24 protein-coding genes are annotated in these 24621 nt (G+C 72.2%); 12 read left to right on the top strand and 12 right to left on the bottom strand.

What is annotated here, in order from left to right; genetic code table 11:
* The 3 genes from KO717_RS16225 to KO717_RS16215 are packed head-to-tail and all read right to left on the bottom strand — an operon-like array spanning window position 1 to window position 3649.
* Window positions 1-1752, bottom strand: coding sequence for an L-aspartate oxidase (locus KO717_RS16225; RefSeq protein WP_301368267.1), 1752 nt, complete (start codon window positions 1750-1752; stop codon window positions 1-3).
* The gene (gene panC / locus KO717_RS16220) at window positions 1749-2741 is read right to left on the bottom strand and encodes a pantoate--beta-alanine ligase (protein ID WP_301368265.1); all 993 of its coding nucleotides are present in this window, start codon (window positions 2739-2741) and stop codon (window positions 1749-1751) included. The genes KO717_RS16225 and panC overlap by 4 nt, the downstream gene beginning before the upstream one ends.
* Complete coding sequence (locus tag KO717_RS16215; RefSeq protein ID WP_301368263.1) at window positions 2738-3649, bottom strand: Rossmann-like and DUF2520 domain-containing protein; 912 nt, start codon at window positions 3647-3649, stop codon at window positions 2738-2740. Before KO717_RS16215 ends, panC begins: the two co-directional genes overlap by 4 nt.
* Before the next feature lie 112 nt (window positions 3650-3761).
* Here KO717_RS16215 and KO717_RS16210 point away from each other — a divergent pair, with 112 nt between their 5' ends.
* The 7 genes from KO717_RS16210 (at window position 3762) to KO717_RS16180 (ending at window position 7749) form a co-directional block, all read left to right on the top strand.
* Window positions 3762-4892: a threonine aldolase family protein gene (locus KO717_RS16210; RefSeq protein ID WP_301368262.1), complete on the top strand. Its 1131-nt coding sequence runs from the start codon at window positions 3762-3764 to the stop codon at window positions 4890-4892.
* A gap of 234 nt (window positions 4893-5126) precedes the next feature.
* Window positions 5127-5312 carry a DUF397 domain-containing protein gene (locus KO717_RS16205; RefSeq protein ID WP_030389722.1) on the top strand — a complete coding sequence of 62 codons (186 nt, stop codon included), beginning with the start codon at window positions 5127-5129 and terminating at the stop codon, window positions 5310-5312.
* Window positions 5313-5409: 97 nt separating this feature from the next.
* Complete coding sequence (locus KO717_RS16200; protein ID WP_301374560.1) at window positions 5410-5973, top strand: hypothetical protein; 564 nt, start codon at window positions 5410-5412, stop codon at window positions 5971-5973.
* A 14-nt stretch (window positions 5974-5987) separates the two neighbouring features.
* Complete coding sequence (locus KO717_RS16195; protein WP_301368259.1) at window positions 5988-6152, top strand: hypothetical protein; 165 nt, start codon at window positions 5988-5990, stop codon at window positions 6150-6152.
* Window positions 6153-6253: 101 nt separating this feature from the next.
* Window positions 6254-6706, top strand: coding sequence for a BlaI/MecI/CopY family transcriptional regulator (locus KO717_RS16190; protein WP_301368257.1), 453 nt, complete (start codon window positions 6254-6256; stop codon window positions 6704-6706).
* 11 nt (window positions 6707-6717) lie between these two features.
* Complete coding sequence (locus KO717_RS16185; RefSeq protein ID WP_301368256.1) at window positions 6718-7248, top strand: amino-acid N-acetyltransferase; 531 nt, start codon at window positions 6718-6720, stop codon at window positions 7246-7248.
* A 165-nt stretch (window positions 7249-7413) separates the two neighbouring features.
* A complete protein-coding gene (locus KO717_RS16180) occupies window positions 7414-7749 on the top strand; it encodes a histone-like nucleoid-structuring protein Lsr2 (protein WP_301368254.1) in 336 nt (111 codons plus the stop codon).
* A gap of 4 nt (window positions 7750-7753) precedes the next feature.
* Here KO717_RS16180 and KO717_RS16175 read toward each other — a convergent pair whose 3' ends face one another.
* Window positions 7754-8386 (bottom strand): SCO3374 family protein, encoded by a 633-nt coding sequence (locus tag KO717_RS16175; RefSeq protein WP_301368251.1) that lies wholly within the window; start codon window positions 8384-8386, stop codon window positions 7754-7756.
* A gap of 462 nt (window positions 8387-8848) precedes the next feature.
* Between KO717_RS16175 and KO717_RS16170 the strand changes: the two genes are divergently transcribed.
* Both KO717_RS16170 and KO717_RS16165 read left to right on the top strand, forming a co-directional pair.
* The gene (locus KO717_RS16170) at window positions 8849-11374 is read left to right on the top strand and encodes an ATP-dependent Clp protease ATP-binding subunit (RefSeq protein ID WP_109778942.1); all 2526 of its coding nucleotides are present in this window, start codon (window positions 8849-8851) and stop codon (window positions 11372-11374) included.
* A gap of 444 nt (window positions 11375-11818) precedes the next feature.
* Window positions 11819-12412 (top strand): M23 family metallopeptidase, encoded by a 594-nt coding sequence (locus KO717_RS16165; protein ID WP_301368248.1) that lies wholly within the window; start codon window positions 11819-11821, stop codon window positions 12410-12412.
* Between the two features lie 106 nt (window positions 12413-12518).
* On the opposite strand, the gene KO717_RS16160 is transcribed toward KO717_RS16165, so the two are convergent.
* From KO717_RS16160 to KO717_RS16135, 6 genes are all read right to left on the bottom strand, one after another.
* Window positions 12519-13736: a LamG-like jellyroll fold domain-containing protein gene (locus KO717_RS16160; protein WP_301368246.1), complete on the bottom strand. Its 1218-nt coding sequence runs from the start codon at window positions 13734-13736 to the stop codon at window positions 12519-12521.
* Between the two features lie 71 nt (window positions 13737-13807).
* Window positions 13808-15127: a two-component system sensor histidine kinase CseC gene (cseC, locus tag KO717_RS16155; protein WP_301368244.1), complete on the bottom strand. Its 1320-nt coding sequence runs from the start codon at window positions 15125-15127 to the stop codon at window positions 13808-13810.
* Window positions 15124-15837, bottom strand: coding sequence for a two-component system response regulator CseB (cseB, locus tag KO717_RS16150; RefSeq protein ID WP_301368242.1), 714 nt, complete (start codon window positions 15835-15837; stop codon window positions 15124-15126). Before cseB ends, cseC begins: the two co-directional genes overlap by 4 nt.
* A gap of 29 nt (window positions 15838-15866) precedes the next feature.
* The gene (locus KO717_RS16145; RefSeq protein WP_301374559.1) at window positions 15867-16499 is read right to left on the bottom strand and encodes a hypothetical protein; all 633 of its coding nucleotides are present in this window, start codon (window positions 16497-16499) and stop codon (window positions 15867-15869) included.
* 35 nt (window positions 16500-16534) lie between these two features.
* Window positions 16535-17095, bottom strand: a complete 561-nt coding sequence (locus tag KO717_RS16140) for a SigE family RNA polymerase sigma factor (RefSeq protein ID WP_030010715.1) — start codon at window positions 17093-17095, stop codon at window positions 16535-16537.
* Window positions 17096-17279: 184 nt separating this feature from the next.
* Complete coding sequence (locus KO717_RS16135; RefSeq protein ID WP_301368238.1) at window positions 17280-18221, bottom strand: A/G-specific adenine glycosylase; 942 nt, start codon at window positions 18219-18221, stop codon at window positions 17280-17282.
* Between the two features lie 409 nt (window positions 18222-18630).
* Here KO717_RS16135 and KO717_RS16130 point away from each other — a divergent pair, with 409 nt between their 5' ends.
* Complete coding sequence (locus tag KO717_RS16130) at window positions 18631-19437, top strand: hypothetical protein (RefSeq protein ID WP_301368237.1); 807 nt, start codon at window positions 18631-18633, stop codon at window positions 19435-19437.
* A 65-nt stretch (window positions 19438-19502) separates the two neighbouring features.
* On the opposite strand, the gene disA is transcribed toward KO717_RS16130, so the two are convergent.
* Both disA and radA read right to left on the bottom strand, forming a co-directional pair.
* Window positions 19503-20627: a DNA integrity scanning diadenylate cyclase DisA gene (gene disA / locus KO717_RS16125; protein WP_202200349.1), complete on the bottom strand. Its 1125-nt coding sequence runs from the start codon at window positions 20625-20627 to the stop codon at window positions 19503-19505.
* Between the two features lie 204 nt (window positions 20628-20831).
* Entirely contained in the window at window positions 20832-22247 is a 1416-nt protein-coding gene (gene radA / locus KO717_RS16120; RefSeq protein WP_301368234.1) for a DNA repair protein RadA, read from the bottom strand.
* An 85-nt stretch (window positions 22248-22332) separates the two neighbouring features.
* Here radA and KO717_RS16115 point away from each other — a divergent pair, with 85 nt between their 5' ends.
* Both KO717_RS16115 and KO717_RS16110 read left to right on the top strand, forming a co-directional pair.
* The gene (locus KO717_RS16115; protein WP_301368233.1) at window positions 22333-22803 is read left to right on the top strand and encodes a hypothetical protein; all 471 of its coding nucleotides are present in this window, start codon (window positions 22333-22335) and stop codon (window positions 22801-22803) included.
* A 51-nt stretch (window positions 22804-22854) separates the two neighbouring features.
* The gene (locus KO717_RS16110; RefSeq protein ID WP_301368232.1) at window positions 22855-24618 is read left to right on the top strand and encodes a BACON domain-containing protein; all 1764 of its coding nucleotides are present in this window, start codon (window positions 22855-22857) and stop codon (window positions 24616-24618) included.
* Window positions 24619-24621 lie beyond the last annotated feature (3 nt).

Genomic DNA, 24621 nt, shown 5'->3' with positions numbered 1-24621 from the left:
TCACTGCTCCAGGCTCGGGGTGCTCAGGGGGTGCACGGACGGGAAGTCCGCGGAGTCGGTGGGTACGACGACCAGGGCGCGCTTCTCGGTCGCCGAGAGCCGGACGACGAGATGGCGGCGCCAGTGCGCATCGTCCCGCTCGGGGTGGTCCTCGCGCCAGTGGCAGCCGCGGGTCTCCACGCGCCGCTGCGCCGCGGCGACCAGAACCCGTGCCACGCACAGCAGGTTCGTGGCCTCCCAGGTGTCCACGCCCGGCTCGGCGGTCTTGCCGTGCGCTTCGAGATCGTTCAGGGCGGTGGCGTACAGCCCTTCGAGAGCCTCGGCGGCCGCGCTCAGCGACTCGGCCGAGCGGAGCACGCCCGCGCCCTCCGTCATGATCCGCTGGACCTCGAACCGGGCCCCGCCGGGCTGCAGCGGGCCGGTCGCCGGGACCGGTATGCCCGGGCCGCTGCCGGCCGGCCGCTCGGCGACGATGTCCTCGGCGATCCGCTCGGCGAAGACCAGACCCTCCAGCAGGGAATTGGAGGCCAGCCGGTTCGCGCCGTGCACACCGGTGCAGGCGACCTCGCCGCAGGCGTACAGGCCCGGGACGGTGGTCCGCCCGTGCAGGTCGGTGCGGACGCCGCCGGACGCGTAGTGCGCGGCGGGCGCCACCGGGATGGGCTCGGTCACCGGGTCGATGCCGTGGGAGCGGCAGGCGGCCAGGATGGTCGGGAAACGCTGCTCCCACATCCGCGCACCGAAGTGCCGGGCGTCGAGGTACATGTGCTGCGCGCCCTGCTCCTGCATGCGGCGCATGATGCCCTTGGCGACGATGTCGCGCGGCGCGAGCTCCGCGAGCTCGTGCTGGCCCTGCATGAAGCGCACGCCGTCCGCGTCGACGAGGTACGCGCCCTCGCCCCGGACCGCCTCCGACACCAGCGGCTGCTGACCCTCGGCGTCCGGGCCGAGGAAGAGCACCGTCGGGTGGAACTGCACGAATTCGAGGTCGGAGACCTCGGCGCCGGCCCGCAGCGCGAGCGCCACGCCGTCACCGGTGGACACCGACGGGTTGGTCGTCGCGGAGAAGACCTGGCCCATGCCGCCGGTCGCGAGGATCACGGCGGGCGCGTGCACGGCGCCGACCCCGTCGTGCTGGCCCTCGCCCATGACGTGCAGGGTCACACCGGCCGTCCGGCCCTGCGCGTCCTGCAGCAGGTCCAGGACGAGGGCGTTCTCCACGGTCTCGATGCCGGCGGCATGGACGGCCTCGACGAGCGCCCGCGAGATCTCGGCGCCGGTGGCGTCGCCGCCCGCGTGCGCGATCCGGCGGCGGTGGTGCCCGCCCTCGCGGGTCAGTTCTATCTCGCCGGTCTCCGTGGAGGTGTCGAAGACCGCGCCGGTGGCCATCAGCCGCCGTACCGCGTCGGGGCCCTCGGTGACGAGCAGCCGGACGGCCTCCTCGTCGCACAGGCCCGCACCGGCGACCAGGGTGTCGTCGAGGTGCTGCTCGGGGGTGTCGCCCTCGCCGAGGGCTGCGGCGATGCCGCCCTGGGCCCAGCGGGTGGAGCCGTCGTCGAGCCGGGCCTTGGTGACCACGACGGTACGGCGGCCCCCGGCGGCGCAGCGCAGCGCTGCGGTCAGGCCCGCCACGCCGGAACCGACGACCACGACATCGGCGTCGAGGGACCAGCCGGGGGCCGGGGCGTGCAGCCGTATGCCGGTGCCTGCGCCTGCCCCGCCCGACGGGATGCCTCTGCCTGGGGTGCTCACGAGTGTGCTCCGAATTCCAATGGGATGTTGTCGATCAGCCGGGTCGAGCCCACCTTCGCGGCGACGGCCAGCACGGCCTGCCCGGTGAAGTCCTGACCGGTCTCGGTGAAGTCCAGCGGGTCCACCAGCGCCAGGTAGTCCAGCACGAGCGGCGGCTCGTGGCGGCCCGCCTCCTCCAGGACGTGCCGCGCGGCGGCCCGTACGGCGTCCGGCAGTCCGGCGCCGGCCGCCGAGACGGCGTGCGCGTCGGCGGAGGCGCGGATCTCGCCGAGGCGGGCCAGGGCGGTGGCCCGCTCGTCGCTGGCCGGGGAGGCCTCGGCGCGGGCGCGCAGCGCCGCCTGCGCGGCGAGCCGGTCCCGGCCGGCGAACAGGGCACGGGACAGGGCCAGGGCGGTGTGCCGCTCCGCCGTGGAGAGGTAGCGGTTGCGGGACGACAGCGCCAGCCCGTCCTCCTCGCGGACGGTCGGTACGCCGACCACCTCGACGGGGAAGTTCAGGTCGGTCACCATCCGCCGGATCAGGGCCAGTTGCTGCGCGTCCTTCTGGCCGAAGAGGGCCAGGTCGGGGCGGGTGAGGTGGAGCAGTTTGGCGACGACGGTGAGCATTCCGTCGAAGTGCCCGGGGCGGGTGGCCCCTTCGAGACGCTCGCCCATCGGGCCGGCGCTGATCCGCACCTGCGGGTCGCCGCCCGGGTAGACCTCGTCGACGGCCGGGGCGAACACCGCGTCGGCGCCCGCCTCTTCGGCGATCCGCAGATCGGCGTCGAGGGTGCGGGGATAGCGGTCGAGGTCCTCGCCGGCCCCGAACTGCAGGGGGTTGACGAAGACGGTGACGACGACCTGCCCCTCGGGCCCGGCCTGTTCGCGGGCCGTGCGGATCAAGGTGGCGTGGCCCTCGTGGAGGGCGCCCATGGTCATCACCACGGCCCGGCGGCCGGTGCGCGACAGCTTGTGCAGCTCCTCCGCGGTGTGCAGCAGCAGATCGGTCACCGGTCGCCCCCGTCGGATTCCGTGTCGGCGAGCACACCGAGCAGGTCCTCGGCGAGTTCGGGCTTGAGCAGACCGTGCGCGAGGGCCCGGTCGGCGGTCGTGCGGGCCATCGCCAGGTATCCGGCGACGGCGCCGGGCGCGTGCCTGCGCAGCTCCGAGACGTGCGCGGCGACCGTACCGGCGTCCCCGCGGGCCACCGGCCCGGTCAGGGCGGCGTCGCCGGAGCGCAGGGCGTTGTCGAGGGCCGCGCCGAGCAGCGGGCCGAGCATCCGGTCGGGGTGCTCCACCCCGGCCTTGGCCAGCAGCTCCATCGACTGGGCGACCAGCGTGACCAGGTGGTTCGCGCCGAGGGCCAGGGCCGCGTGGTAGAGCGGACGGTTCTCCTCCGCGATCCACTCGGGCTCCCCGCCCATCTCGATGACCAGGGCCTCGGCGGCCAGGCGCAGCTCCTCGGGGGCGGTGACCCCGAAGGAGCAGCCGGCGAGCCGCTGCACGTCGACCTCGGTCCCGGTGAAGGTCATCGCCGGGTGCAGGGCCAGCGGCAGGGCGCCCGCGCGGCGCGCGGGGTCCAGCACGGAGGTCCCGTACCGGCCGGAGGTGTGCACCAGGAGCTGTCCGGGCCGGACCGCGCCGGTCTCGGCGAGGCCCTCCACGAGGGACGGCAGCGCGTCGTCGGGGACGGTCAGGAGCACCAGGTCGGCCAGCTCCAGCACCTGCGCGGGCGGTACGAGCGGCACATCGGGCAGCATCCGCGCCGCCCGGCGCACGGACGAGTCGGAGACTCCGGAGACGGCTACGGGCCGGTGCCCGGCCTGCTGGAGCGCACACGCCAGCGCGGGACCGACGCGGCCGGCTCCGACGACGCCGACGGCGAGCCGGGCAGGGCGTGGCTGCTGTGATGGATTCACGCGGGGAGGGCCCTTCCGTTCCAGTCCGCGGGGGGTACCGGACGATACGCCGCCATGCTAGCTCCTGGGGCAGTTGGCCGGTCGGCGGCGACGGGAGCGAGGATCTTTGCCCATGAGTGATGACAGCGAGGACATTGAACGTACGAAGCGGCTGGTCGCGGCCTGGCGCGGGGCGGAGCGGAAGCTGTCGCGCAGCCTGCTGGAGCCCACCGTGGGGGAGCTGCTCGGCTCGCTCGCCGAAGCCCCGTACGACATGGACGGGCCGGCCGACGTCTACGGCGACGGGGTCGTCGGCGCACTGGAGCGCAAGGTCGCCGAGCTGCTCGGGACCGAGGACGCGGCGTTCTTCCCCAGCGGCACGATGGCTCAGCAGATCGCACTGCGGTGCTGGGCGGGCCGGACCGGGAACCCGGTGGTGGCGCTGCACCCGATGAGCCATCCGGAGCGGTGGGAGGGCGACGCCCTGTCGGCCGTCTCCGGGCTGCGGGTGGCGCACCCGACGACGGAGGCACGCCCGCCGTCGGCCGCGGACGTCGAGTCGCTCCGGGAACCCTTCGGCACGCTGATGGTGGAGCTGCCCCTGCGGGACGCGGGCTTCCTGCTCCCCACCTGGGAGGAGCTGGAGGCGCTCACCGAGGCGGCCCGGGCGCGGGACGCGGTCGTCCACTTCGACGGGGCCCGGCTGTGGGAGTCCACCGTCCACTTCGGCCGCACCCTGCCGGAGATCGCGGGCCTCGCGGACTCGGTGTACGTCTCGTTCTACAAGTCGCTCGGCGGCCTCAGCGGGGCGGCCCTGGCGGGGCCGCGGGAATTCGTCGAGGAGACCCGGGTCTGGCGGCACCGCTACGGCGGCCAGATCTTCCGGCAGTTCCCGCAGGCCCTCTCCGCGCTGGCCGGACTGGAACGGGAACTGCCCCGGCTGCCGTCGTACGTGGCCCAGGCGCGGCTGGTGGCCCGGGCGCTGCGCGCGGCGTTCGCGGATTCGGGGGTCCCCTGGGCCCGGATCCACCCGGAGGAGCCGCACACCCACCAGTTCCAGGTGTGGCTCCCGTACGAGCCGGACCGGCTGACGCAGGCGGGCCTGCGCCAGGCCGAGGAGACGGGCACGGTCCTCTTCCGCCGCTGGTCCGCCGACGGCCCGCCGGGCCTGGCGGTGACGGAACTGGAAATCACCGAGCCGGGCCTGTCCTGGACGGAGTCCGACGTCCACGAAGCGGTCTCGGCCTTCGTGGCCCGCATCTAGGCCTGCCAGGCCTGCGGAATCCAGCCCCGCCGGCGTTCGAGGCGCGGGGTGCGGGGGCGGAGCCCCGGGAAACGGCGAAAGGGCGGGGCGGGGAGAGACCCAGCTCAGCGGTACCCGCCCCGCCCCGGAAGGCAAGGGCGAAACGCCGAATTCCCGAAAGCCGCCGGCGCAGCCCGGCCACGGCGTTACCGTCATTGACGGCAATTACCGGCCACCGCGCCCGGAGGAGACACCATGACCACTCAGCCCGCGTGGCGTAAGTCCTCGTTCTGCAGTGAGGGCGACGCCTGCGTCTACGTCGCCACGGCCCCCGGAGCCCTCGTCAAGGTCGCCGACCGTGCCGACCCCGCCCACCTCGTGCTCGCCACCACCCAGGCCGCCTGGGCCGACTTCCTGCGCGCGGTCAAAGAGACCGGCTGAGGGACCCGCCGAGCGCGCCGCACCCGCGATCAGGGGATTTTGTCCGATTAGCGCGTATCTTCGGCCCATGCCCACGCCCTACGGATCCCGCGGCGGCATGGCGTTCAGCGCCGCTGAGCTGCACCTGCTCAGGCGCCTCCTCGCCCACGCCCTTCAGTCCTCCTCGGCCCCCCTGGCGGCCGAGGAGGTCCAGGACTGCCTGCGCCTCGCGCGGTCGGTGGACGAAGCGGTCCAGGAGGCGGGCCGGCTCAGAGCGTTCCTCCTCGCGGACCTCGCCCGCTACCGCGGCGCCCTGCCCGGCAGTCTCTCCGGCTACCTGGAGCTGCTGCAGGACGCCCTGGCCGCCGGGTACGAACCGGAGCCCGACGACCTCGCCGCCCTGCGCGCGCTCCGCGCCAATCCGGTCGCCGCCGCGCTGCTGGAACGGGTCCGGACGGTCGCGGAGCGCTCCGTACGGCGGCGCCTGTCGACCGCCCCTGCGCCGCGGACCCGGCTGCTGGCCCTGGCCGGCGGCAAGGAGAAGGACGAGCCGCCGGCCCGCCCGGCGCCGCAGCCCAAGGAGCCGCCGAGCCCGGAGCGGCCGATTCCGACCCCCGGTGAGGTGTTCCCGCCGCGCCGCAAGCCCAGCCCGCCCCCGGCGGCCGGGCGGGCCGCCGGGTAGCTACGCTGTGGGGCATGGACTATGTCTCCGCGCTCGTGCCCCCCTTCGTGATGGCCGTGTTCTTCATCGCTCTCGTCATGACGATCGTGAAGAGCCAGGGCGGTTCCAACAAGGCCAAGGAGGACGCGGCGGTCGACGCCGTGCTCGCCCGGGCCGAGGCCACCCAGCAGCAGAAGTAACCCTCAGGGCGTACGGCTTCTCCGGCCGTGCGCCCGTTTTTCTTGCGCGTTGCCGAGCGAATAGTCGGGCAATTCCGCACAAGCCGCACTATCGTGCTGCTGTGCCTCGCCCCTTGGGAGAACTCGAAGACGCCGTCATGACACGGGTGTGGCAGTGGAACCGCCCGGTCACCGTGCGAGAAGTCCTGGAAGACCTCCAGCAGGAACGGTCCATCGCGTACACCACGGTCATGACCGTTATGGACAATCTTCATCAGAAGGGCTGGGTCCGCCGGGAAGCCGAAGGCCGCGCCTATCGATATACGGCGGTCTCCACCCGCGCCGCCTACTCGGCCGCACTGATGAACGAAGCGTGGTCGACGAGTGACAACCCCGCGGCCGCCCTCGTGGCCTTCTTCGGCATGATGTCCGCGGAACAGCGGGAAGCCCTCCGCGACGCCGTGCGGGTCGTCCAGTACGACGACGAGTCGGGCGCCGACACCGCCCACGAACCCCCCGCTCCTCCCGTGGCCGAGGGGGAGTCCGCCGAGCGCCCGCAGGAGCCGGGGCGATAACGTCCGCAGCCATGGGAGAGTTTTCCACTGCACATGCAGAATCAGTGACGATCCGCCGTGCCCGGACGCGTGATGTTCCCGCGCTGCGCCGCCTCCTCGACCAGTACGTGCAGCAGCGGATCCTGCTCGACAAAGCTCCGGTCGTCCTTTACGAGGACATCCAGGAGTTCTGGGTCGCGGAACGCGAGTCCGACGGCCAGGTCGTCGGCTGCGGCGCTCTCCACGTGATGTGGGAAGACCTTGCCGAAGTGCGCACTCTCGCCGTCGACCGGGGCTTGAAGGGCGCCGGAGTCGGGCATCAGGTGCTGGAGCAGTTGTTGCGTACCGCCCGTACCCTCGGGGTGAGCCGGGTTTTCTGCCTCACCTTCGAAGTCGAGTTCTTCGCGAAGCACGGCTTCGTCGAGATCGGCGAGACCCCGGTCAAGACCGATGTCTACATGGAGCTGCTGCGTTCCTATGACGAGGGTGTCGCCGAGTTCCTCGGTCTCGAACGAGTGAAGCCGAACACCTTGGGCAACAGTCGGATGCTTCTGCACCTCTGATCGATGGCCTCAGCTTTTCCGGCGCTCCGCGTACCTGTGGCCTATGTCCGAATCGCGCACGTTTCCCGCCCTGTTGCGGTCTCGAACCTCTCCCCGGGGGTTTGTGTTTTCCAGGCAAAAGCGGTTTCCTTTCCGCGTACTGCTTTTCGATGAAAGGAAATCCCGGTGGCACAGAAGGTTCAGGTCCTTCTTGTCGACGACCTCGACGGTGGCGAGGCGGACGAGACGGTGACGTTCGCTCTGGATGGCAAGACCTACGAGATCGACCTCACCACCGCCAACGCTGAAAAGCTCCGCGGTCTGCTCGACCCGTACACCAAGGGCGGCCGCCGTACCGGTGGCCGTGCGTCCACCGGTCGCGCCAAGGGCCGTACGGCCGCGGCGTCCGGCAACCCGGACACCGCAGAGATCCGCGCCTGGGCGAAGTCCCAGGGCATGAGCGTCAACGACCGCGGTCGCGTTCCGCAGGACATCCGCGACGCCTACGAGAACCGGGGCTGACCCGTCAGGGACTGACCCGGCCGGCCCGCGAGGGACGCCCGGCCACGGCGCTCCGCAGGGGCGTACGGCGCCGGAGCCGCGCACGGTGGCATTCCGTCGCCGCCGCGGAGACCAGGCGCACGAGATCGGGCCCGGCGCTCACCCGCCCGGGACCGGCGCCCTGTCCGGGACCGGACAGGGCAGGCAGAAGTGCCTCGCACCCCTGCTCGGGGGGCCGTAGCCACACGGCGGCCCCCCGGGGACTCCCGTCCCGTGCGTGATGCCCCGGCGGCACCGGGGCGGTGATCCGGCCACCCGCACCCAGGGCGGCGAGATCGAGGGCGACCCCGCCCCACTCCAGCCAGTCGAGCAGCCCGTCGAGCTCCTCTGCGCTCCCCGCGGCCACCAGGAACCGCATCCGGCGCCCCATCAGGGCCACCGGGCCCGTGGCGACCGGCCTGCGCAGCAGTGCGGCCCCCGCGTCGGACGGCAGCTCCAGCACGTCGAACCGGACCCCGGTCGCGAGCTGGGCGGGCGGCCCGCCCACGACGGTCCAGCCGAGCGCTCTCCCGTACCAGGAGGCGTACGCGTCCTCCTCGGGCGCCGGGCGGGGCGACGGCACGGTCGGCGGGGCGAGCGGCGGGAGGGTTACGGCCATGTCCGGAGCAACTTCCGAAACGCCCCGGGGTTACGCTCGATGTGACACACCGCACTCACCACCATGCGGAACGTAAACATCCGTGGAGTCCGGAGTCCGCATTCGGGACGCAACTGTGTTCGCCCTTAGCTGAGGGAACCGGTGGCACCGGCATGGAGTGTCAGTCCTTACGGGTAAGACATTCCTAGTGGATCGGGGCGACACGCTGATTTGACGGGCATCCGTTCGCCGTCGGCGTACACGCATGACGGGTATCTGCCTGGCCTGCGGGAACATCGTCTCGCACCATCGAGTTGGAGCAGTTGTCGGCTCTTCAAGCCGGTTTTCCCGCTGATGCAGGGGTGAGCCGCGGACGGATGTCGGCAGTTGGAATGAGCTGTCCCGCCCCGCGGGACTAGCATGCGGAAGGACAGGGCGGGGACCGACCCCGAACTGCCCGACCGCTCTGAGGAGCGATAAACGATGTTCGAGAGGTTCACCGACCGCGCGCGGCGGGTTGTCGTCCTGGCTCAGGAAGAAGCCCGGATGCTCAACCACAACTACATCGGCACCGAGCACATCCTCCTGGGCTTGATCCACGAGGGTGAGGGTGTCGCCGCTAAGGCCCTGGAGAGCCTCGGGATTTCGCTCGAGGCTGTTCGCCAGCAGGTTGAGGAGATCATCGGTCAGGGGCAGCAGGCCCCGTCCGGCCACATCCCCTTCACTCCGCGGGCGAAGAAGGTCCTGGAGCTTTCGCTCCGAGAGGCCCTCCAGCTCGGCCACAACTACATCGGCACCGAGCACATCCTGCTCGGCCTGATCCGCGAGGGCGAGGGCGTCGCCGCCCAGGTCCTCGTGAAGCTGGGCGCCGATCTCAACCGAGTCCGGCAGCAGGTCATCCAGCTGCTCTCCGGCTACACCGGTGGAGGCAAGGAGTCGGCCACGGCCGGCGGCCCGGCCGAGGGCACGCCCTCGACCTCGCTCGTCCTGGACCAGTTCGGCCGCAACCTCACCCAGGCGGCCCGCGAATCCAAGCTCGACCCGGTCATCGGGCGCGAGAAGGAGATCGAGCGGGTCATGCAGGTGCTGTCCCGCCGTACGAAGAACAACCCGGTCCTCATCGGCGAGCCCGGCGTCGGCAAGACCGCCGTCGTCGAGGGCCTGGCCCAGGCGATCGTCAAGGGCGAGGTTCCCGAGACGCTGAAGGACAAGCACCTCTACACGCTTGACCTCGGCGCCCTGGTCGCGGGTTCCCGCTACCGCGGTGACTTCGAGGAGCGCCTGAAGAAGGTGCTCAAGGAGATCCGCACCCGCGGCGACATCATCCTGTTCATCGACGAGCTCCACACCCTCGTGGGTGCGGGCGCCGCCGAGGGCGCGATCGACGCCGCCAGCATCCTCAAGCCCATGCTGGCCCGTGGTGAGCTCCAGACCATCGGTGCCACGACGCTCGACGAGTACCGCAAGCACCTTGAGAAGGACGCGGCCCTTGAGCGCCGCTTCCAGCCGATCCAGGTGGCGGAGCCTTCCCTCCCCCACACGATCGAGATCCTCAAGGGCCTGCGCGACCGCTACGAGGCCCACCACCGCGTCTCCATCACGGACGAGGCCCTCGTCCAGGCGGCGACGCTGGCGGACCGGTACATCTCGGACCGCTTCCTCCCGGACAAGGCGATCGACCTGATCGACGAGGCCGGCTCCCGGATGCGCATCCGCCGGATGACCGCGCCGCCGGACCTCCGCGAGTTCGACGAGAAGATCGCGGGAGTGCGCCGCGACAAGGAGTCGGCCATCGACTCCCAGGACTTCGAGAAGGCGGCGTCTCTCCGTGACAAGGAGAAGCAGCTGCTGGCGGCGAAGACCAAGCGCGAGAAGGAATGGAAGGCCGGCGACATGGACGTCGTCGCCGAGGTCGACGGCGAGCTCATCGCCGAAGTCCTCGCGACCGCGACCGGCATTCCCGTCTTCAAGCTCACCGAGGAGGAGTCCTCGCGACTGCTCCGCATGGAGGACGAGCTCCACCGTCGGGTCATCGGCCAGAAGGACGCCATCAAGGCGCTCTCCCAGGCGATCCGCCGTACCCGTGCGGGTCTGAAGGACCCGAAGCGCCCGGGTGGCTCGTTCATCTTCGCCGGTCCGTCCGGTGTCGGTAAGACCGAGCTCTCCAAGACGCTCGCCGAATTCCTCTTCGGCGACGAGGACGCGCTGATCTCCCTCGACATGTCGGAGTTCAGCGAGAAGCACACGGTTTCCCGTCTCTTCGGTTCGCCCCCCGGCTACGTGGGCTACGAAGAGGGCGGCCAGCTCACCGAGAAGGTGCGCCGCAAGCCGTTCTCCGTCGTCCTCTTCGACGAGGTCGAGAAGGCCCACCCGGATATCTTCAATTCCCTTCTCCAGATCCTGGAGGACGGTCGCCTGACCGACTCCCAGGGCCGGGTCGTGGACTTCAAGAACACGGTCATCATCATGACGACCAACCTGGGTACCCGGGACATCTCGAAGGGCTTCAACCTGGGCTTCGCGGCTCAGGGCGACACCAAGACCGGATACGACCGGATGAAGGCGAAGGTCAACGAAGAGCTCAAGCAGCACTTCCGGCCCGAGTTCCTCAACCGTGTCGACGACACGGTCGTCTTCCACCAGCTCACCGAGGAAGACATCATCCAGATCGTCGACCTCATGATCGCCAAGGTCGACGAGCGCCTCAAGGACCGCGACATGGGCATCGAGCTGAGCGGTGACGCGAAGCTCCTGCTCGCCAAGCGCGGCTACGACCCGATCATGGGTGCCCGGCCGCTGCGCCGGACCATCCAGCGCGAGATCGAGGACTTGCTGTCGGAGAAGATCCTCTTCGGCGAGCTGCGTCCCGGTCAGATCGTGGTCGTCGGCAAGGAGGGTGAGGGCGAGGACGCCAAGTTCACCTTCCGCGGCGAGGAGAAGTCGGCTCTGCCCGACCTCCCCCCGATCGAGGCCACGGGCTCCGGCCCGGACCTGTCGAAGGGCGCGTAAGCGCGGATCAGTACCAAGGGGCGGCCCCGGAACCATTCGGTTCCGGGGCCGCCCCTTTTTCCTGTCGTCGGGTCGCTGCTCGCGCACCAGGCCGCGCCACGGCCCCCGAGACCGGCCGGACCCCCTGTGACCTGGGCCTCAGAGGGCCCTGGTTCCGCTGGGGCGGCCGGTGACAAGCCGCACAGGACAAATCGGACGTACTAGGTCGTTTCGTAGATCCAAAAGGCCCTGCCGCGGGACCTCCGTCCCTGGAGAGAGGCCGTCAACGGGACGCGTCACACGGGCGCCGCTACGAGTTCCGCTAGTAATCGGGACATTTGGGGAAGTCCCGGGGCGCGGGTTACCAAGGATGAGCCAGCCCGGCACTCGCTCGATCGTGCCGGGTCACTTCATGCCTCTTACAGGTGTGAAACCCCCCTTGTCCCCGGCCCCGGAGGTCTGCACATGTTCGCGAAGCGCGTCTACACCCGTCGTACCCGTATCGCTGTCGGCACCACCGCTCTCGGTGCCGTGCTGGCCCTCGGGGCGGGCACGACCGCCGCGTTCGCAGACGCCCCGCAGACCGCCGTCACCGCCAAGGCCGCCGGCGCCGCCGGTGCCGCGGGCGCCTCGAAGACCGGTCTCTGGGACAAGCCGCTGGAGAAGTACACGCTGTCCGCGACCTTCGGCAAGGGCGGCACCATGTGGTCCCACAAGCACTCCGGCCAGGACTTCGCCGTCCCGGTCGGCACCCCGGTCAAGGCCGCGGCCGCCGGCGTCGTCGTCAAGGCGGGCCCGAACGGCGGCGGCGACGGCCCCGCGTACGGCAACGCCATCGTGATCAAGCACGCCAACGCCACGTACTCGCAGTACGCGCACCTCTCGAAGATCCAGGTCAAGATCGGCCAGAAGGTCAACGCCTCGCAGCGGATCGCCCTGTCGGGCAACACCGGCAACTCCAGCGGCCCGCACCTGCACTTCGAGATCCGCACCACCCCGAACTACGGCTCGGCCGTCAACCCGGTCGCCTTCCTGCGCACCAACGGCGTCACCGTCTGACCCGTTCCGACCGCAGTACCCGCAGTACCCGCAGCACCTGCCGTACCCGCCGCATCCGCGGCGCCCGCGGCGCCCGTCGTACCGGCCGACCCACCCTGCTCACCGATCAGGTGAGCAGCCAGGCATGGGTCGGCTTCGGCGATGGGTCGAGCTTCCCCTCCTTGTACGCGGCCGCCTGCTCCTCCGCGAAGGCCATGTCGTAGGTCTTGATGCTGTGCAGGGCGCCCTGCCACGGACCGGTCCAGATGTTGTGGTGCTTGGACCGGCCGAGCTGGAGCGGACCGGGGGCCTGCCAGATCGGCGGCACCGGGGTCTCGCCGGCCTTCTTGCCGTCCACGTAGAGCGCGATGACCTTCTTCTCGGCGTCGTAGGTGGCCATCAGCAGCGTGGGCGTCTTCACCATCTGGAGCCCCTCGGCCGTGACCGTCCGCGTGGTGGCCGCGGCGCCCTTGTCGCCCGTCTGCACGCGGAAGATCCAGGCCTGCTTGCCGTTCACCTCGTTCACGCCCAGCTCGAAGGAGAACGACTCCCCGTCGCCCTGGCTCATGACGATCCGCGAGCCCTTGGCGGCGGAGTTGTAGGCGCGGGCCGTGACGGTGAAGCTCTTGGTCACGTCCACGACCGGCTCGGCGGACTGCCCCCACGAGTTCCCGTTGCCCTTGCCTATGACCTGGAAGCGCTTGCCCAGCGGGCCGACCTTGAGGTCCGGGCCGAGCCGGATCCCCATGCTGCCGTAGCTGTCGCGCAGCAGGGTGTCGTCACCCGCGACGGTCGCGGTGTAGGCGGCGGGCCCCTTCGCGTCCTCCGGCTCGGGCGAGGCGGAGGCCGAATTCGCGGGCTGCGCGTCCTGTCCGTCCTCGGCGCCGCCCATCAGGAAGAACGTTCCGCCGCCGGCCAGCAGCGCGAGTACGGTCACCGCGCCGCCCAGCATCCACAGCCGCTTCTTGCGCCGCTCGGCCGCGGAGCGGTCGGCCATGGCCTCCCAGTCCGGCTGCTGCGAGCTGCCGGGGAGGTCCGGACCGGCCAGCCTCGTGAAGCCCGGCTGGGACGGAGGCCACTGGCCGCCTTCCGCTTCCTGCTGGGACGGAGGCCACTGGCCGCCTTCCGCTTCCGGCTGGGACGGAGGCCACTGGCCGCCTCCCGCTTCCTGCTGGTACGGGTTCGGCTGCTGTCCCGTCTGCGGGTAGCCGTAGCCGTAGCCGCCGGACGGGGTCGGGTAGCCGTAGCCTTCCTGCGCGGGCGGTCCCGGCGGGAACCCGTATCCGCCGCTCCCGGGGGCGGAATCGGGCTGCGGGTGGCTCGGGGGATTCGTACCGTCGGTCATGCCACTGGATGCTAAGTCACGCGCCCCCGGGCGGATACCGCCCGGTACCCGTACGCCCCACCCGCCCCGGTTCAGCCCTGCGGAAGCTTGAGGATCGGGAAGCTGCCCGTCGCCGTCGGCGCGTGCTCCGGCAGCCACAGGACCGCCACCGCACCCGCCGCCGCGCCCGCACGCTCCGAGCCGCCCCGGGCGGCCACGTTACGGAACGTCAGCCGGGCACCCAGGACCCGCGCCTGGCCCTCCGCGATGGTCAGCCCCAGCCCGTGCCCCACGCCCGCGCGGTCCGTCGACCCGGTGCGGAAGCGGCTCGGCCCCTCGCGCAGCAGTGCCTCGGGGAAGCCCGGCCCGTGGTCCCGGACCCGTACGACCCGGCCTTCGACGTCGACCTGGATCGGCGCCTGCCCGTAGCGCGCGGCGTTGGCCAGCAGGTTGCCCAGGATCCGCTCCAGGCGGCGCGGGTCGGTGCTGACGATCTCGTCCGCCACGACCCGTACGGTCGCCTCCGGCATCAGCGACGACACCCGCCGGCTCACGAACTCGCCCAGCGCCACGTCCTGGAGCTCCGCCCGCTCCGACGCACTGTCCAGCCGGGCCACCTCCAGCACGTCCTCGACCAGCGCGCGCAGGGCCTGCGCCCGGTCCCGCACCAGCTCGGTCGGCCGCCCCGGAGGCAGCAGTTCCGCCGCCGTGAGGAGGCCCGTCACCGGGGTCCGCAGTTCGTGCGCGATGTCCGCGGTCACCCGCCGCTCGGCCTCCAGCCGCTGCTGGAGGGCGTCCGCCATGGCGTCCACGGCCCGCGCCAGGTCGTCCGTCTCGTCCCGCACGACACCGCCGACCGCGTCCCGGACGCGTACGTCGGGATCACCGTGCGCCACCCGCTGCGAGGCCGCCGCGGCCTTGCGCAGCCGGCGCGAGATCTGCCCGCCGATGAGCACGCCGAGCGCCGAGCCGCCGATCACGGCGGACAGCCCGCCGATGAGCAGGGCCCGGTCCAGGTCGGGGAGCAGATTGGTGCTCTCCCGGAACGGCGTGTGCAGCGACAGCACCATCCCGTTCCCGAGCGGTACGGCGGCCCACACCTCGGGCACACCCCCGCCCGGCCGCTCCTGGACGTAGGTCCCGCGCCGGCCCGACTGCGCCTTGTGCCGCAGGTCGGCCGGCAGCTCGGGGTCGTTGAGCTTGGCCCCCATGGGCGGCTTGCGCCCGGCGTCGGCATTGCGGGAGATGAACTGCACGCGCTCCAGCTGCACCTCGCGGGCGCTCTCCAGCATCGACACGCGGGCAGCACTGTGCACCACCAGGCTCAGCGCGATCGTGACGAGGACGCCCACGGAGGCGATGGCGACGGTGATCTTCCAGCGGATCCCCGTGCGGAAGGTGAACCGTCTCATGCCTTGAGTTTGTATCCGAAGCCCCGGACCGTTTCGATGCGGTCCTGTCCGATTTTGGTGCGCAACCGCTGGACGTGGACGTCCACGACACGGGTGTCGCCGCCCCAGTCGTAGTCCCAGACCCGCTCCAGCAGACGGTCGCGCGACAGCACGGTGCCGGGTGCGGAGGAGAACTCCAGCAGCAGCCGCATCTCGGTCGGGGTCAGGGCCACGGCGGCGCCCGCCCGGCGGACCTCCATGCCTTCGGTGTCCACCTCCAGGTCGCCGAAGGAGAGGACCCCGCGCTCGGCGTCCGAGCCGTTGTCGGCCCCGTTCGCTCCGCCGTTCTGCGGGCCGCCGGAGTGGTCGAAGCGGCGCAGCACCGCGCGGATCCGGGCCACGAGCACGGATCCGTCGAAGGGCTTGGTGACGTAGTCGTCGGCGCCCGCCTCCAGGCCCAGCACCACGTCGATGGAGTCGGCGCGCGCGGAGAGCATGATCACCGGGACGGTGGACTCGTCGCGGATGCGACGGCACAGGCTCACGCCGTCCATGCCCGGGACCATCACGTCCAGCAGGGCGATGTCGGGCCGGTCCGCGCGGAAGGACTCCAGTCCGGACAGGCCGTCGGGCATGGCCGTGACCACGAACCCGTCGCGCTCCAGCGCCAGGGTCGTGGCCTCACGGATGACGTCGTCGTCCTCCACGAACAGGACATGGGTCTCGGCCATGCGGGAGCCTCGCCTCGGTTCTTCTGTGCTCAGTTCTTCTGACTCGTGACCGGGGCGGGCTGGACGCCGCCGTCGACCACGTTGCTGTACTCCGAGTGAACTCGGTCCTGCTCGGTGAACTTCTCCCCGTTCCAGCGGTACGTGATCACGTCCTCGCCCGACGGATAGGCGAGCGCGTCGCTCTTTCCGTAGACCTGCTTCGTGACCACCAGGTCGCCCCGGTCGATCTCCGCGTAGACGGGTGGCTGCTCGTCCGAGAACACATTCTCGTACGTGTCTCCGTCCGCCCGGTACACGTACGTTCCGCGGCCCAGGGCATCGGCGCAGGACAGGACGTTCACCACGATGTCCACGACCGGACTGCCGGTGACCTTCCCGTAGCTCACGTCCACCGGGTACTCCTTGCCCGAGCAGGGCTTGAGGTCCCGTTTGACCTCGGTGCTGACCTTGGGGTCCTTCATCAGCAGCCCGACGGGGTCGACCTTCTTCAGCGGCCGGCCGGACGAGGGCGGGACGGACTCGTCGGGGGTGGGCCCCGACGGCGTGGCCTTGGCCACGGCCTCGGTGCGGGCCGGGCCGCCGTCGCGCAGTCCGGTGCCGCCCGTGGCGCACCCGACCGCGAACACGGCTGTGCCGACGAGGACGACCGTCCCCGCCGACATCAGCACCAGAGAACCTCCGGACAAACCTTGGCCGTTCAGGCCGCGCACCGCTCACGCCCCTCGTACCGCATGGTGTGGTCACCGCGCTCCAGCGCACGCATGTCCAGATCCCGGCTCTCCAGCTCCTGCCGGAGGCGGGCCAGCGCGCGGTGCAGAGTGCTCTTCACGGTTCCCGCCGACATTCCGAGCGCCGCGGCCGTCTCCTCGGTGCTCATCTGCTCCCAGTGTCGCAGCACGACCACGCTGCGCTGCTTGGGCGCGAGAACCTTGAGGATGTCCATGAGGAGGGCACGGTCGGCGCGCTGGTCGGAGCCGTCCTCGACGGAGGCGTCGGGGAGCTGCTCGGTGGGTACCTCTTCGAGCTTGCGGGCGCGCCACCACTCGGTACGGGTGTTGATCATGACCCGGCGCAGATAGGCGTCGGCCAGGGACTTGTCGGCGATGCCGTCCCAGCGGCCGTAGGTGCGTACGAGCGCGGTCTGCAGGAGGTCCTGGGCGTCGGTGGGGTCAGGTACCAGGCGCCGGGCGCTGCGCAGCAGCGCGTCCTGCCGAGTGCGTACGTACTCCTCGAATCCGAGTACCTCGCCGTGCGCCATCTCAGACCGCCTCCACCCGTCCAACCGCTCATCCCCGTGTCCTACGGATTCGAAGGTACGGAGGGGTTGTCACGGGCCTGTGCGAGCCAGCCTTCGGTGGGCGCACGGACACCCATAGGTTGTGTAACAGCCCCTGTGAGCTGGGGTTTACCGGCGATAAGCGGAATCTCGGAGTCAGCTTCGGTCAGGCCTGCGGGACGGTCCGGGGGAGGGCCTGCGGGAGCCGGTAGAAGCCCCCGTCCAAGGGCTCCACCAGCCCGTCGGACACCAGCCCGTCCAGCGCCCGGGCCCGCTGCACCGGCTCGTCCCAGACCGTGTCGAGCACCGCCTGCGGAACCGCGCCCACCGCCTCCCGGAGCACGGCGAGGAGCTTGCCCCGCACCTGCCGGTCGGTACCGGCGTACGTCTGCCCGCGCCGCGGCGGACCCTCGTGCGCCGGCTTCCCGGCGAGCCGCCACGCGCACAGCCCCGCCACCGGACAGCGCACGCAGTCCGGGCTCTTGGCGGTGCACACCAGCGCCCCGAGCTCCATCGAGGCGGCCGCCCACCGGGCCGCGGTGGCCTCGTCCTCGGGCAGCAGGTCCCGGGCGAGACGCCGTTCGGCGGCGGTCGTCGCGTTCGGCGGATACTCGACCCCGGTCGCCGTCCGCGCGAAGACCCGGCGGACGTTGGTGTCGAGGACGGCATGCCGCTGCCCGTACGCGAAGGAGGCCACGGCCGCCGCCGTGTACTCGCCGATCCCGGGCAGCGCCAGCAGCTGCGCGTGCTCCCGCGGTACGTCGCCCCCGTGCCGGTCCGTTATCGCGACGGCCGCACCGTGCAGCCGCAGCGCGCGGCGCGGGTAGCCGAGCCGCCCCCAGGCCCGTACGGCCTCGCCGGGGGCCTCGGTGGCCAGGTCCGCGGGGCGGGGCCACCGGGCGAGCCACTGCTCGTAGACCGGCAGCACCCGGCTGACGGGCGTCTGCTGGAGCATGAACTCGCTGACCATGACCCCCCAGGGGCCGGCCTCGGGGCGGCGCCAGGGCAGGTCGCGGGCGTGCTCGTCGAACCACGCGATGACGGGGGAGTGCAGCGCGTGGAAGGAGTCGGGGGATACGGCCGTGGAGGAACCGGGAGATGCAGTCATGGCAGACGGCATCCTGGCACGTTTCACCTCTCTCGGCGCGCCGGAACGGGACCGGCGAACGGGACGGCGGCCGGTCCGCCACCCGTCCGCACGGCCCCCCGGCCGCGCGAGCGCCACCGGGCCGCACCGAAGAGCAGCCCGAAGAGGAGGAGCCCTCATGCCGTCCGGATCACGGCGGCCGATTGCATCCATGGGGGTGCCCGGTGGGCGACATGGGTGAGGGCGGGCGGAGGCCGGAGCTGCCCCATGATCACCGAGCGTGCCCACAGCGGATCGGTCTCCCCATCGACCCCTTTGGCCGGATCTCGGCGCCCCCGGTTGCGCCCGCAGGATGATCATCGGCAAATCAAGTCCTCTGCGCGGCATGTGGGGCACTGATCGGGTCGCGAACTCTCGTAAAGTTCCGTCCGTGGGATCTCTGCGCAATCCGGTCGGGCCGCTCCCCTCCTCCATCTACTGGCGACGGAGGGCTGTGCTGGCTTCCGTCGTCGCGCTCCTGGCACTCCTCGCCGTATGGACCGTCAGCTCCGGTGGGGGGAGGACGAGTACGAACGGAAAGGGCCAGGACGGCCCCGACCCCGTCACCTCGATCACCCCGGGACCGGCCGGCACCGGCCCCGCGATCAGCGCGGCCCCCGGCGGGCGCCCCGAGTCGGGCAGCGGCGGGAACACGGGCTCCGGAGGCGGTTCCACGGGCGGCGCGGGCAAGAACGGCGAACCGGGCGGCGGTACGGGCTCGAACGGCGGCTCGGGCTCCGGCTCCGGCGGCGCCGCGGCCGGCCCGGCTCCGGTCCCGGCGGACTCCCCCCTCCCCACGTGCGCGCCGGGAGCGCTGCAGTGGGAGGTCAAGAGCGTGAAGAACGAGTACGAGGCGAACGAGAAGCCGCGCCTCGAACTGGTCGCCCGCAACACCTCCGGAACCACCTGCAAGATCGACCTCGGCCCGAAGCAGGCCGTCCTGACCATCCTTCAGGCGAGCAGCAGCAAGGCGGTCTGGTCCTCGGCGGACTGCCCGACGGGCGCGGGCAACGCCTTCTTCCGCCTCCCGGCGCAGGGTGAGACGAAGCAGTCGCTGGACTGGGACCGCAGGTTCAGCGCGGCCGACCAGTGCCAGACGCCTCCGGCGGGGTCCGCGGCACCCGACACCTACGTGGTCGAGGTCAAGGCACCCGGCATGCCGGTGGCCCGCACCTCGTTCGTCCTCAAGCAGGACTGACCGGAACCGTGCGCCGGCGCGGCTGAACGTCAGCCCCGCCGGCGTTCGAGCCCTGAACAGACGGCCTAGACGTAGCGTTCCAGGATGGACGACTCCGCCAGGCGGGACAGGCCCTCGCGGACGCTCCGTGCGCGGGCCTCGCCCACCCCGTCCACCGTCTGCAGGTCGTCGACGCTCGCGGCGAGCAGCTTCTGCAGCCCGCCGAAGTGCTCCACGAGCCGCTCGATGATCGCGCCCGGCAGCCTCGGCACCTTCGCCAGCAGCCGGTACCCGCGCGGCGACACCGCCGAGTCCAGCGTCTCCGGCGAGCCCGTGTATCCCAGCGCCCGCGCCACGATCGCCAGCTCCAGCAGCTCCGGATGCGTGAGCGCGTCCAGCTCCGCCAGCGCCTCGTCCACCGTGCGGGAACGCTTCGCCGTCGGCTCCGGCACGTAGTCCCGGATGACCAGCTCCCGCTCCTGCTCGATCCCGACCGTCAGCTCGTCCAGCTGCAGCGACAGCAGTCGCCCGTCCGTGCCCAGTTCGACCACGTACTCGGCGATCTCGGTCGCGATCCGGCGGACCATTTCCAGCCGCTGCGCGACCGCCGTCACGTCGCGGACCGTGACCAGGTCCTCGATCTCCAGCGCCGACAGCGTGCCCGCGACCTCGTCGAGGCGCAGCTTGTACCGCTCCAGCGTGGCCAGCGCCTGGTTCGCCCGCGACAGGATCGCCCCGGACTCCTCCAGGACCCGGCGCTCCCCGTCCACGTACAGCGCGATCAGCCGCATCGACTGGGACACCGACACCACAGGGAAGCCGCACTGCTTGGAGACACGGTCGGCCGTACGGTGCCGCGTACCCGTCTCCTCCGTCGGGATCGACGCGTCCGGCACCAGCTGCACACCGGCCCGCAGGATCTTGGTGAGGTCCTTGTCGAGGATGAGCGCGCCGTCGAGCTTGCACAGCTCGCGCAGCCGGGTCGCGGTGAACTCCACATCCAGGACGAAACCGCCCGTGCACATGGCCTCGACGCTCTTGTCCATACCGAGGACGATGAGCCCGCCGGTGTTGCCGCGAACGATCCGCTCCAAGCCGTCACGCAGCGGCTGACCAGGTGCGACCGCGCTCAGTGAGGCGCGCATCATGGCCTCCTGCTTGGAGCTCGCGCCCGACTTCCCGGATGCTGCTGCCCCGTCCTTGGCTGCCACTGCACTCCTCCGGTCGCGGGTTGCGCCGCCCCGCGCCGCGGGCACGAGGACGTGCGTACGGCCGGGCGGACCAGCACAAAGTCTACCGGCGCGCGCCACGGCCCCGCCGTGGCTTGGCCAGGTACGGCCCGGCCGGCCCCCCTACGGACCCCCTGACCAGGGGATCGTCCCCCGGCTGTGCCCCCGGGCGTTGCCCCGCGTCGGCTACTCCGCGGACCGCTCCTTGGCCGGCGTGCGGGAGCGGCCGCGCGGCAACACCCGCAGCGCGTCGCCCATGTCGGCCACCTCGATGACCTTCATCCCGGCCGGCACCTTCCCCGGATCCGCCGGGACCAGCGCGTGCGTGAATCCCAGCCGGTGCGCCTCGGCGAGCCGCCGCTGCACACCGGTCACCCGCCGCACCTCGCCCGCCAGGCCGACCTCACCGATCGCGACGAGGTTCTTCGGCAGCGGGACGTCGCTGGCGGCGGAGGCCAGCGCGAGCGCGATCGCCAGGTCTGCGGCCGGCTCGGTCAGCTTCACCCCGCCCACGGTGGCGCTGTAGATGTCGCGCTTGCCGAGCGCCGTGATCCGGCCGCGCTGCTCCAGCACCGCCAGCATCATCGACACGCGCGAGGTCTCCAGGCCCGAGGTCGTGCGCCGGGGCGAGGGGATCTGGGAGTCCACGGTCAGCGCCTGCACCTCGGCGACCAGCGGACGCTTCCCCTCCAGAGTCACCGTCAGGCAGGTGCCCGGAACGGCCTCGGCCCGCCGGGTCAGGAACAGCCCGCTCGGGTCGGCGAGCCCGGTGATCCCCTCGTCGTGCAGCTCGAAGCAGCCGACCTCGTCGGTGGCCCCGTACCGGTTCTTGATGCCGCGCACCAGCCGCAGCCGGGCGTGCCGGTCGCCCTCGAAGCTCAGCACCACGTCGACGAGGTGCTCCAGCAGGCGGGGACCGGCGATGGCCCCGTCCTTGGTCACGTGGCCGACGAGGAGGGTGGACATCCCGCGCTCCTTGGAGGCCCGGATCAGCGCCCCGGCCACCTCGCGCACCTGGGCCATGCCGCCGGGCGCGCCGTCGATCTCGGGGGAGGCGACGGTCTGTACGGAGTCCAGGATCAGCAGGGAGGGCTTCACGGCGTCGAGATGCCCGAGGACGGCGGACAGATCGGTCTCGGCGGCGAGATAGAGGTGATCGTTGAGGGCCTTGATCCGGTCGGCCCGCAGGCGCACCTGGCTGGCCGACTCCTCGCCCGTCACGTACAGCGTGCGGTGCTCGTCGCTGGCCGCCTTCGCCGCGACGTCCAGCAGCAGGGTCGACTTGCCGACTCCGGGCTCGCCGGCGAGCAGGACGACGGCGCCGGGCACGAGACCGCCGCCGAGGACGCGGTCCAGCTCGTCCACGCCGGTGCTGCGGGCGGTCGCCGTCCGGCCGTCGACCTGGCCGATCGGCAGGGCGGGCGCGGAGACCCGGCCGGCGGCGGTGGTCCGCACGGCGGGTGCGCCGCCCATCTCCTCGACGGTCCCCCAGGCCTGGCACTCGGGGCAGCGCCCGAGCCACTTGGCGGTGGTGTACCCGCACTCGGAGCAGCGGTAGGACGGCCGGTCCTTGGCGGATGAACGAGCGGTGCGGGCAGCCATGCCGTTCACGGTAGCCGCCCGCACCGACAGGCCGGACCGGGGTGCTGGCCTCAGGGCTCGGCCGGCGTGGTGCGAGGGTGTCCCCATGGACCTGTCCGACGGGGGATCCCCCTTCGACGCCGACGTGATCGGCATGCCCGTGGCGGACGTGGCGGGGCTCTTCCCCGGCCGCCGCTCCGCCGCAGACCTCGCCGCGTTCTTCGTCCGCGCGGGCTGGAGCTCGCGTTCCTCCTCCTGGGAGGGGTACGAGGTGGAGAGCCCGCTGGCCCGGCTGGAGATCGAACCGGTCGACGCCGGCGTCCTCCTCCGCGGCGAGGCGGACGCCGGCCGGCTCGACGCGCTCACCGCCGTGCTGTCCGCGCGCGGTCTCCCCTTCTCCGTGGAGTTCTACGGGGAGGACGGTGCTCTGCTGCGCGAGGTGCGCGAGGTGTGCGAGGTGCGCGTGGGTCCCGCCGACCTCGCGGGACCCGCAGGCCCACGGCAGCCGGACCTGCCGGTCCGACCGCGTCAGGGCCTGCGTCAGCGCCTCACCGATCTGTTCACCCGTAAGGGCTAAAACTGGCGAAGGCTTCCAGGGCGTCACCGGCGTGCCGCCTACGGTCGCCAGGTGAACAGCAGCAACCAGGCACACTCCTCAGCGCGCACCGGCGCACACCGGGCGCACGGGCGCACGCCCCACGTGGCCGAGCAGCCGCCGCCGTTCCGGCACGAGCCCTACCTGGACGGCCTGTTCACGTACTGCCTGTCGGTCCTGTGCGACCACGACACCGCGACCGACGTGCTCGGGGACGTCCTCGCCGTGGCCGAGCGGCATCCCGGCCGCTGCCCCGACGAGGGGGACCGGCGCGCCTGGCTCTACGCACTCGCCCGCTGGGGCTGCCTGCACCGGCTGGCGGAGCAGCGGCGTGCGCGCCAGGGAGCGCATTCCGCCCGGCGTGCGCCGGAGCACACCGGGCGCGACCGTGCGCCGGGTGGTGACACGCAACCCGACCACGGCCAGGACGCCCACCGGCCGCTTGACGTGAGCGCCTACCGCCGTACCGAACTGGCCCGGCTCGCCTGGCCCGAAGCCGCCGGCACCACACCCGAGCAGCGCGAGGCCCTCGAACTCGCCGTCCGCCACCGCCTCGGCGTCCCCGAACTCGCCGCCGTCCTCGGCACCCCCGCGGCCGCCGCCCGCGAGCTGCTCTCCGGCGCCGCCTGCGAGGTGGAGCGCACCCGCGCCGCCCTCGCCGTCGTCGAGACCGGCAACTGCCCCAGCGTCTCCCGGCTGACCGGCGACGACGGCGACGGCAACGTCCTGCTCTCCAGCACCCTGCGCGCCGAACTCGTCCGCCACGTCGACGACTGCCCCCGATGTCGCCGCGTCGCCGAACGCGTGGGCGCCGCGGGCCCCTGGCCCGGCTCCGGCGGCCTCAACACCGCCGCGCTGCCCCTCGTACCCGCCCCTCGCACCGCCGTCCACGCCGCGATGCTCCGCTCCGGCCGGGGCCGCGGCCGAGGACCCGCCCCCCGCTTCGACCGCACCGGCTTCCCCATGGACCCCAAGGACCGCGCGGCCCGCCGCGACCGGCTGCGCGCCCGGGTGGTGACCACCACCGTGGTCGCCACCGTCGTCGCCGCCCCGGTCCTGGCCCTGTGGGCGGCGTACCGCGGTGACCCCGGATCCGGCGAGCCCGCCGGCGGCGACGCCACCCGTATCTCCGCCAGCGAGTCCGAACTCCCGGCCGCGCGGACCGACGGCCGCCCGCTGACCGCCTACGAGAACGCCGGGAACGCAGCCACCACCACCAGCGGCCCCGGCTTCGCCCAGAGCGACACCACCTCCGACGTCTCCGTCGAAATCATCAGCACCGGCCCGCCCGCGACCCCCGACCACCCCGGCAGCGCCGGCCACCTCACGGTGGCCGCGTCCGCCCAGGGCGCCGTCACCCTGCTCACCCTCACCGCCTCCGGCGGCGCCCCCGTGGACTGGCGGCTCTGGTCCGACGCCCCCTGGCTGCGCGCGAGCCGGACCGCGGGCACCCTGGCCCCAGGAGAATCGGTCACCCTACGGATCGCAGTGGACCCCGAGGGCCAGCCGATCGGCGCCTGGACGGCCCGGGTCGGGGTCGACCCGAGCGGCACCGTGGTCTCCATCCAGGGCCGCGGCCGGCCCGCGGCGACACCCGCGCCCACCCCGGACCCGACGCGGTCCGCGACCCCGGCGCCCTCGCCGGACCCGACGCAGCCGTCCACCCCTGCCCCGTCCCCGACGGAGCCGACGATCCCGCCGCCGTCCCCGACGCCCGAGCCGACCCCGACGGAGGGCTCAGGCGGAACGGTTTCCCCCGCCCCGGACCCGGCCCCGTCCGCCTCGCCGGGGCCGTGAGGG

It is taken from the genome of Streptomyces xanthophaeus (genome assembly GCF_030440515.1).
Lineage (GTDB): Bacteria > Actinomycetota > Actinomycetes > Streptomycetales > Streptomycetaceae > Streptomyces > Streptomyces kutzneri.
This window is presented reverse-complemented; position numbering and strand designations above follow the sequence as displayed.

Bases quoted from the DNA above. Each gene is read 5' to 3' on its own strand.
- KO717_RS16135 (WP_301368238.1), bottom strand. From the start codon at position 18,221: ATGACTGCATCTCCCGGTTCCTCCACGGCCGTATCCCCCGACTCCTTC.
- cseB (WP_301368242.1), bottom strand. From the start codon at position 15,837: ATGGCCGAGACCCATGTCCTGTTCGTGGAGGACGACGACGTCATCCGT.
- radA (WP_301368234.1), bottom strand. From the start codon at position 22,247: ATGGCTGCCCGCACCGCTCGTTCATCCGCCAAGGACCGGCCGTCCTAC.
- KO717_RS16210 (WP_301368262.1), top strand. From the start codon at position 3,762: ATGAGTGATGACAGCGAGGACATTGAACGTACGAAGCGGCTGGTCGCG.
- KO717_RS16170 (WP_109778942.1), top strand. From the start codon at position 8,849: ATGTTCGAGAGGTTCACCGACCGCGCGCGGCGGGTTGTCGTCCTGGCT.
- KO717_RS16175 (WP_301368251.1), bottom strand. From the start codon at position 8,386: ATGGCCGTAACCCTCCCGCCGCTCGCCCCGCCGACCGTGCCGTCGCCC.
- KO717_RS16185 (WP_301368256.1), top strand. From the start codon at position 6,718: ATGGGAGAGTTTTCCACTGCACATGCAGAATCAGTGACGATCCGCCGT.
- KO717_RS16140 (WP_030010715.1), bottom strand. From the start codon at position 17,095: ATGGCGCACGGCGAGGTACTCGGATTCGAGGAGTACGTACGCACTCGG.
- KO717_RS16145 (WP_301374559.1), bottom strand. From the start codon at position 16,499: ATGTCGGCGGGGACGGTCGTCCTCGTCGGCACAGCCGTGTTCGCGGTC.
- KO717_RS16160 (WP_301368246.1), bottom strand. From the start codon at position 13,736: ATGACCGACGGTACGAATCCCCCGAGCCACCCGCAGCCCGATTCCGCC.
- KO717_RS16115 (WP_301368233.1), top strand. From the start codon at position 22,333: ATGGACCTGTCCGACGGGGGATCCCCCTTCGACGCCGACGTGATCGGC.
- KO717_RS16205 (WP_030389722.1), top strand. From the start codon at position 5,127: ATGACCACTCAGCCCGCGTGGCGTAAGTCCTCGTTCTGCAGTGAGGGC.
- KO717_RS16200 (WP_301374560.1), top strand. From the start codon at position 5,410: ATGGCGTTCAGCGCCGCTGAGCTGCACCTGCTCAGGCGCCTCCTCGCC.
- KO717_RS16165 (WP_301368248.1), top strand. From the start codon at position 11,819: ATGTTCGCGAAGCGCGTCTACACCCGTCGTACCCGTATCGCTGTCGGC.
- KO717_RS16195 (WP_301368259.1), top strand. From the start codon at position 5,988: ATGGACTATGTCTCCGCGCTCGTGCCCCCCTTCGTGATGGCCGTGTTC.
- cseC (WP_301368244.1), bottom strand. From the start codon at position 15,127: ATGAGACGGTTCACCTTCCGCACGGGGATCCGCTGGAAGATCACCGTC.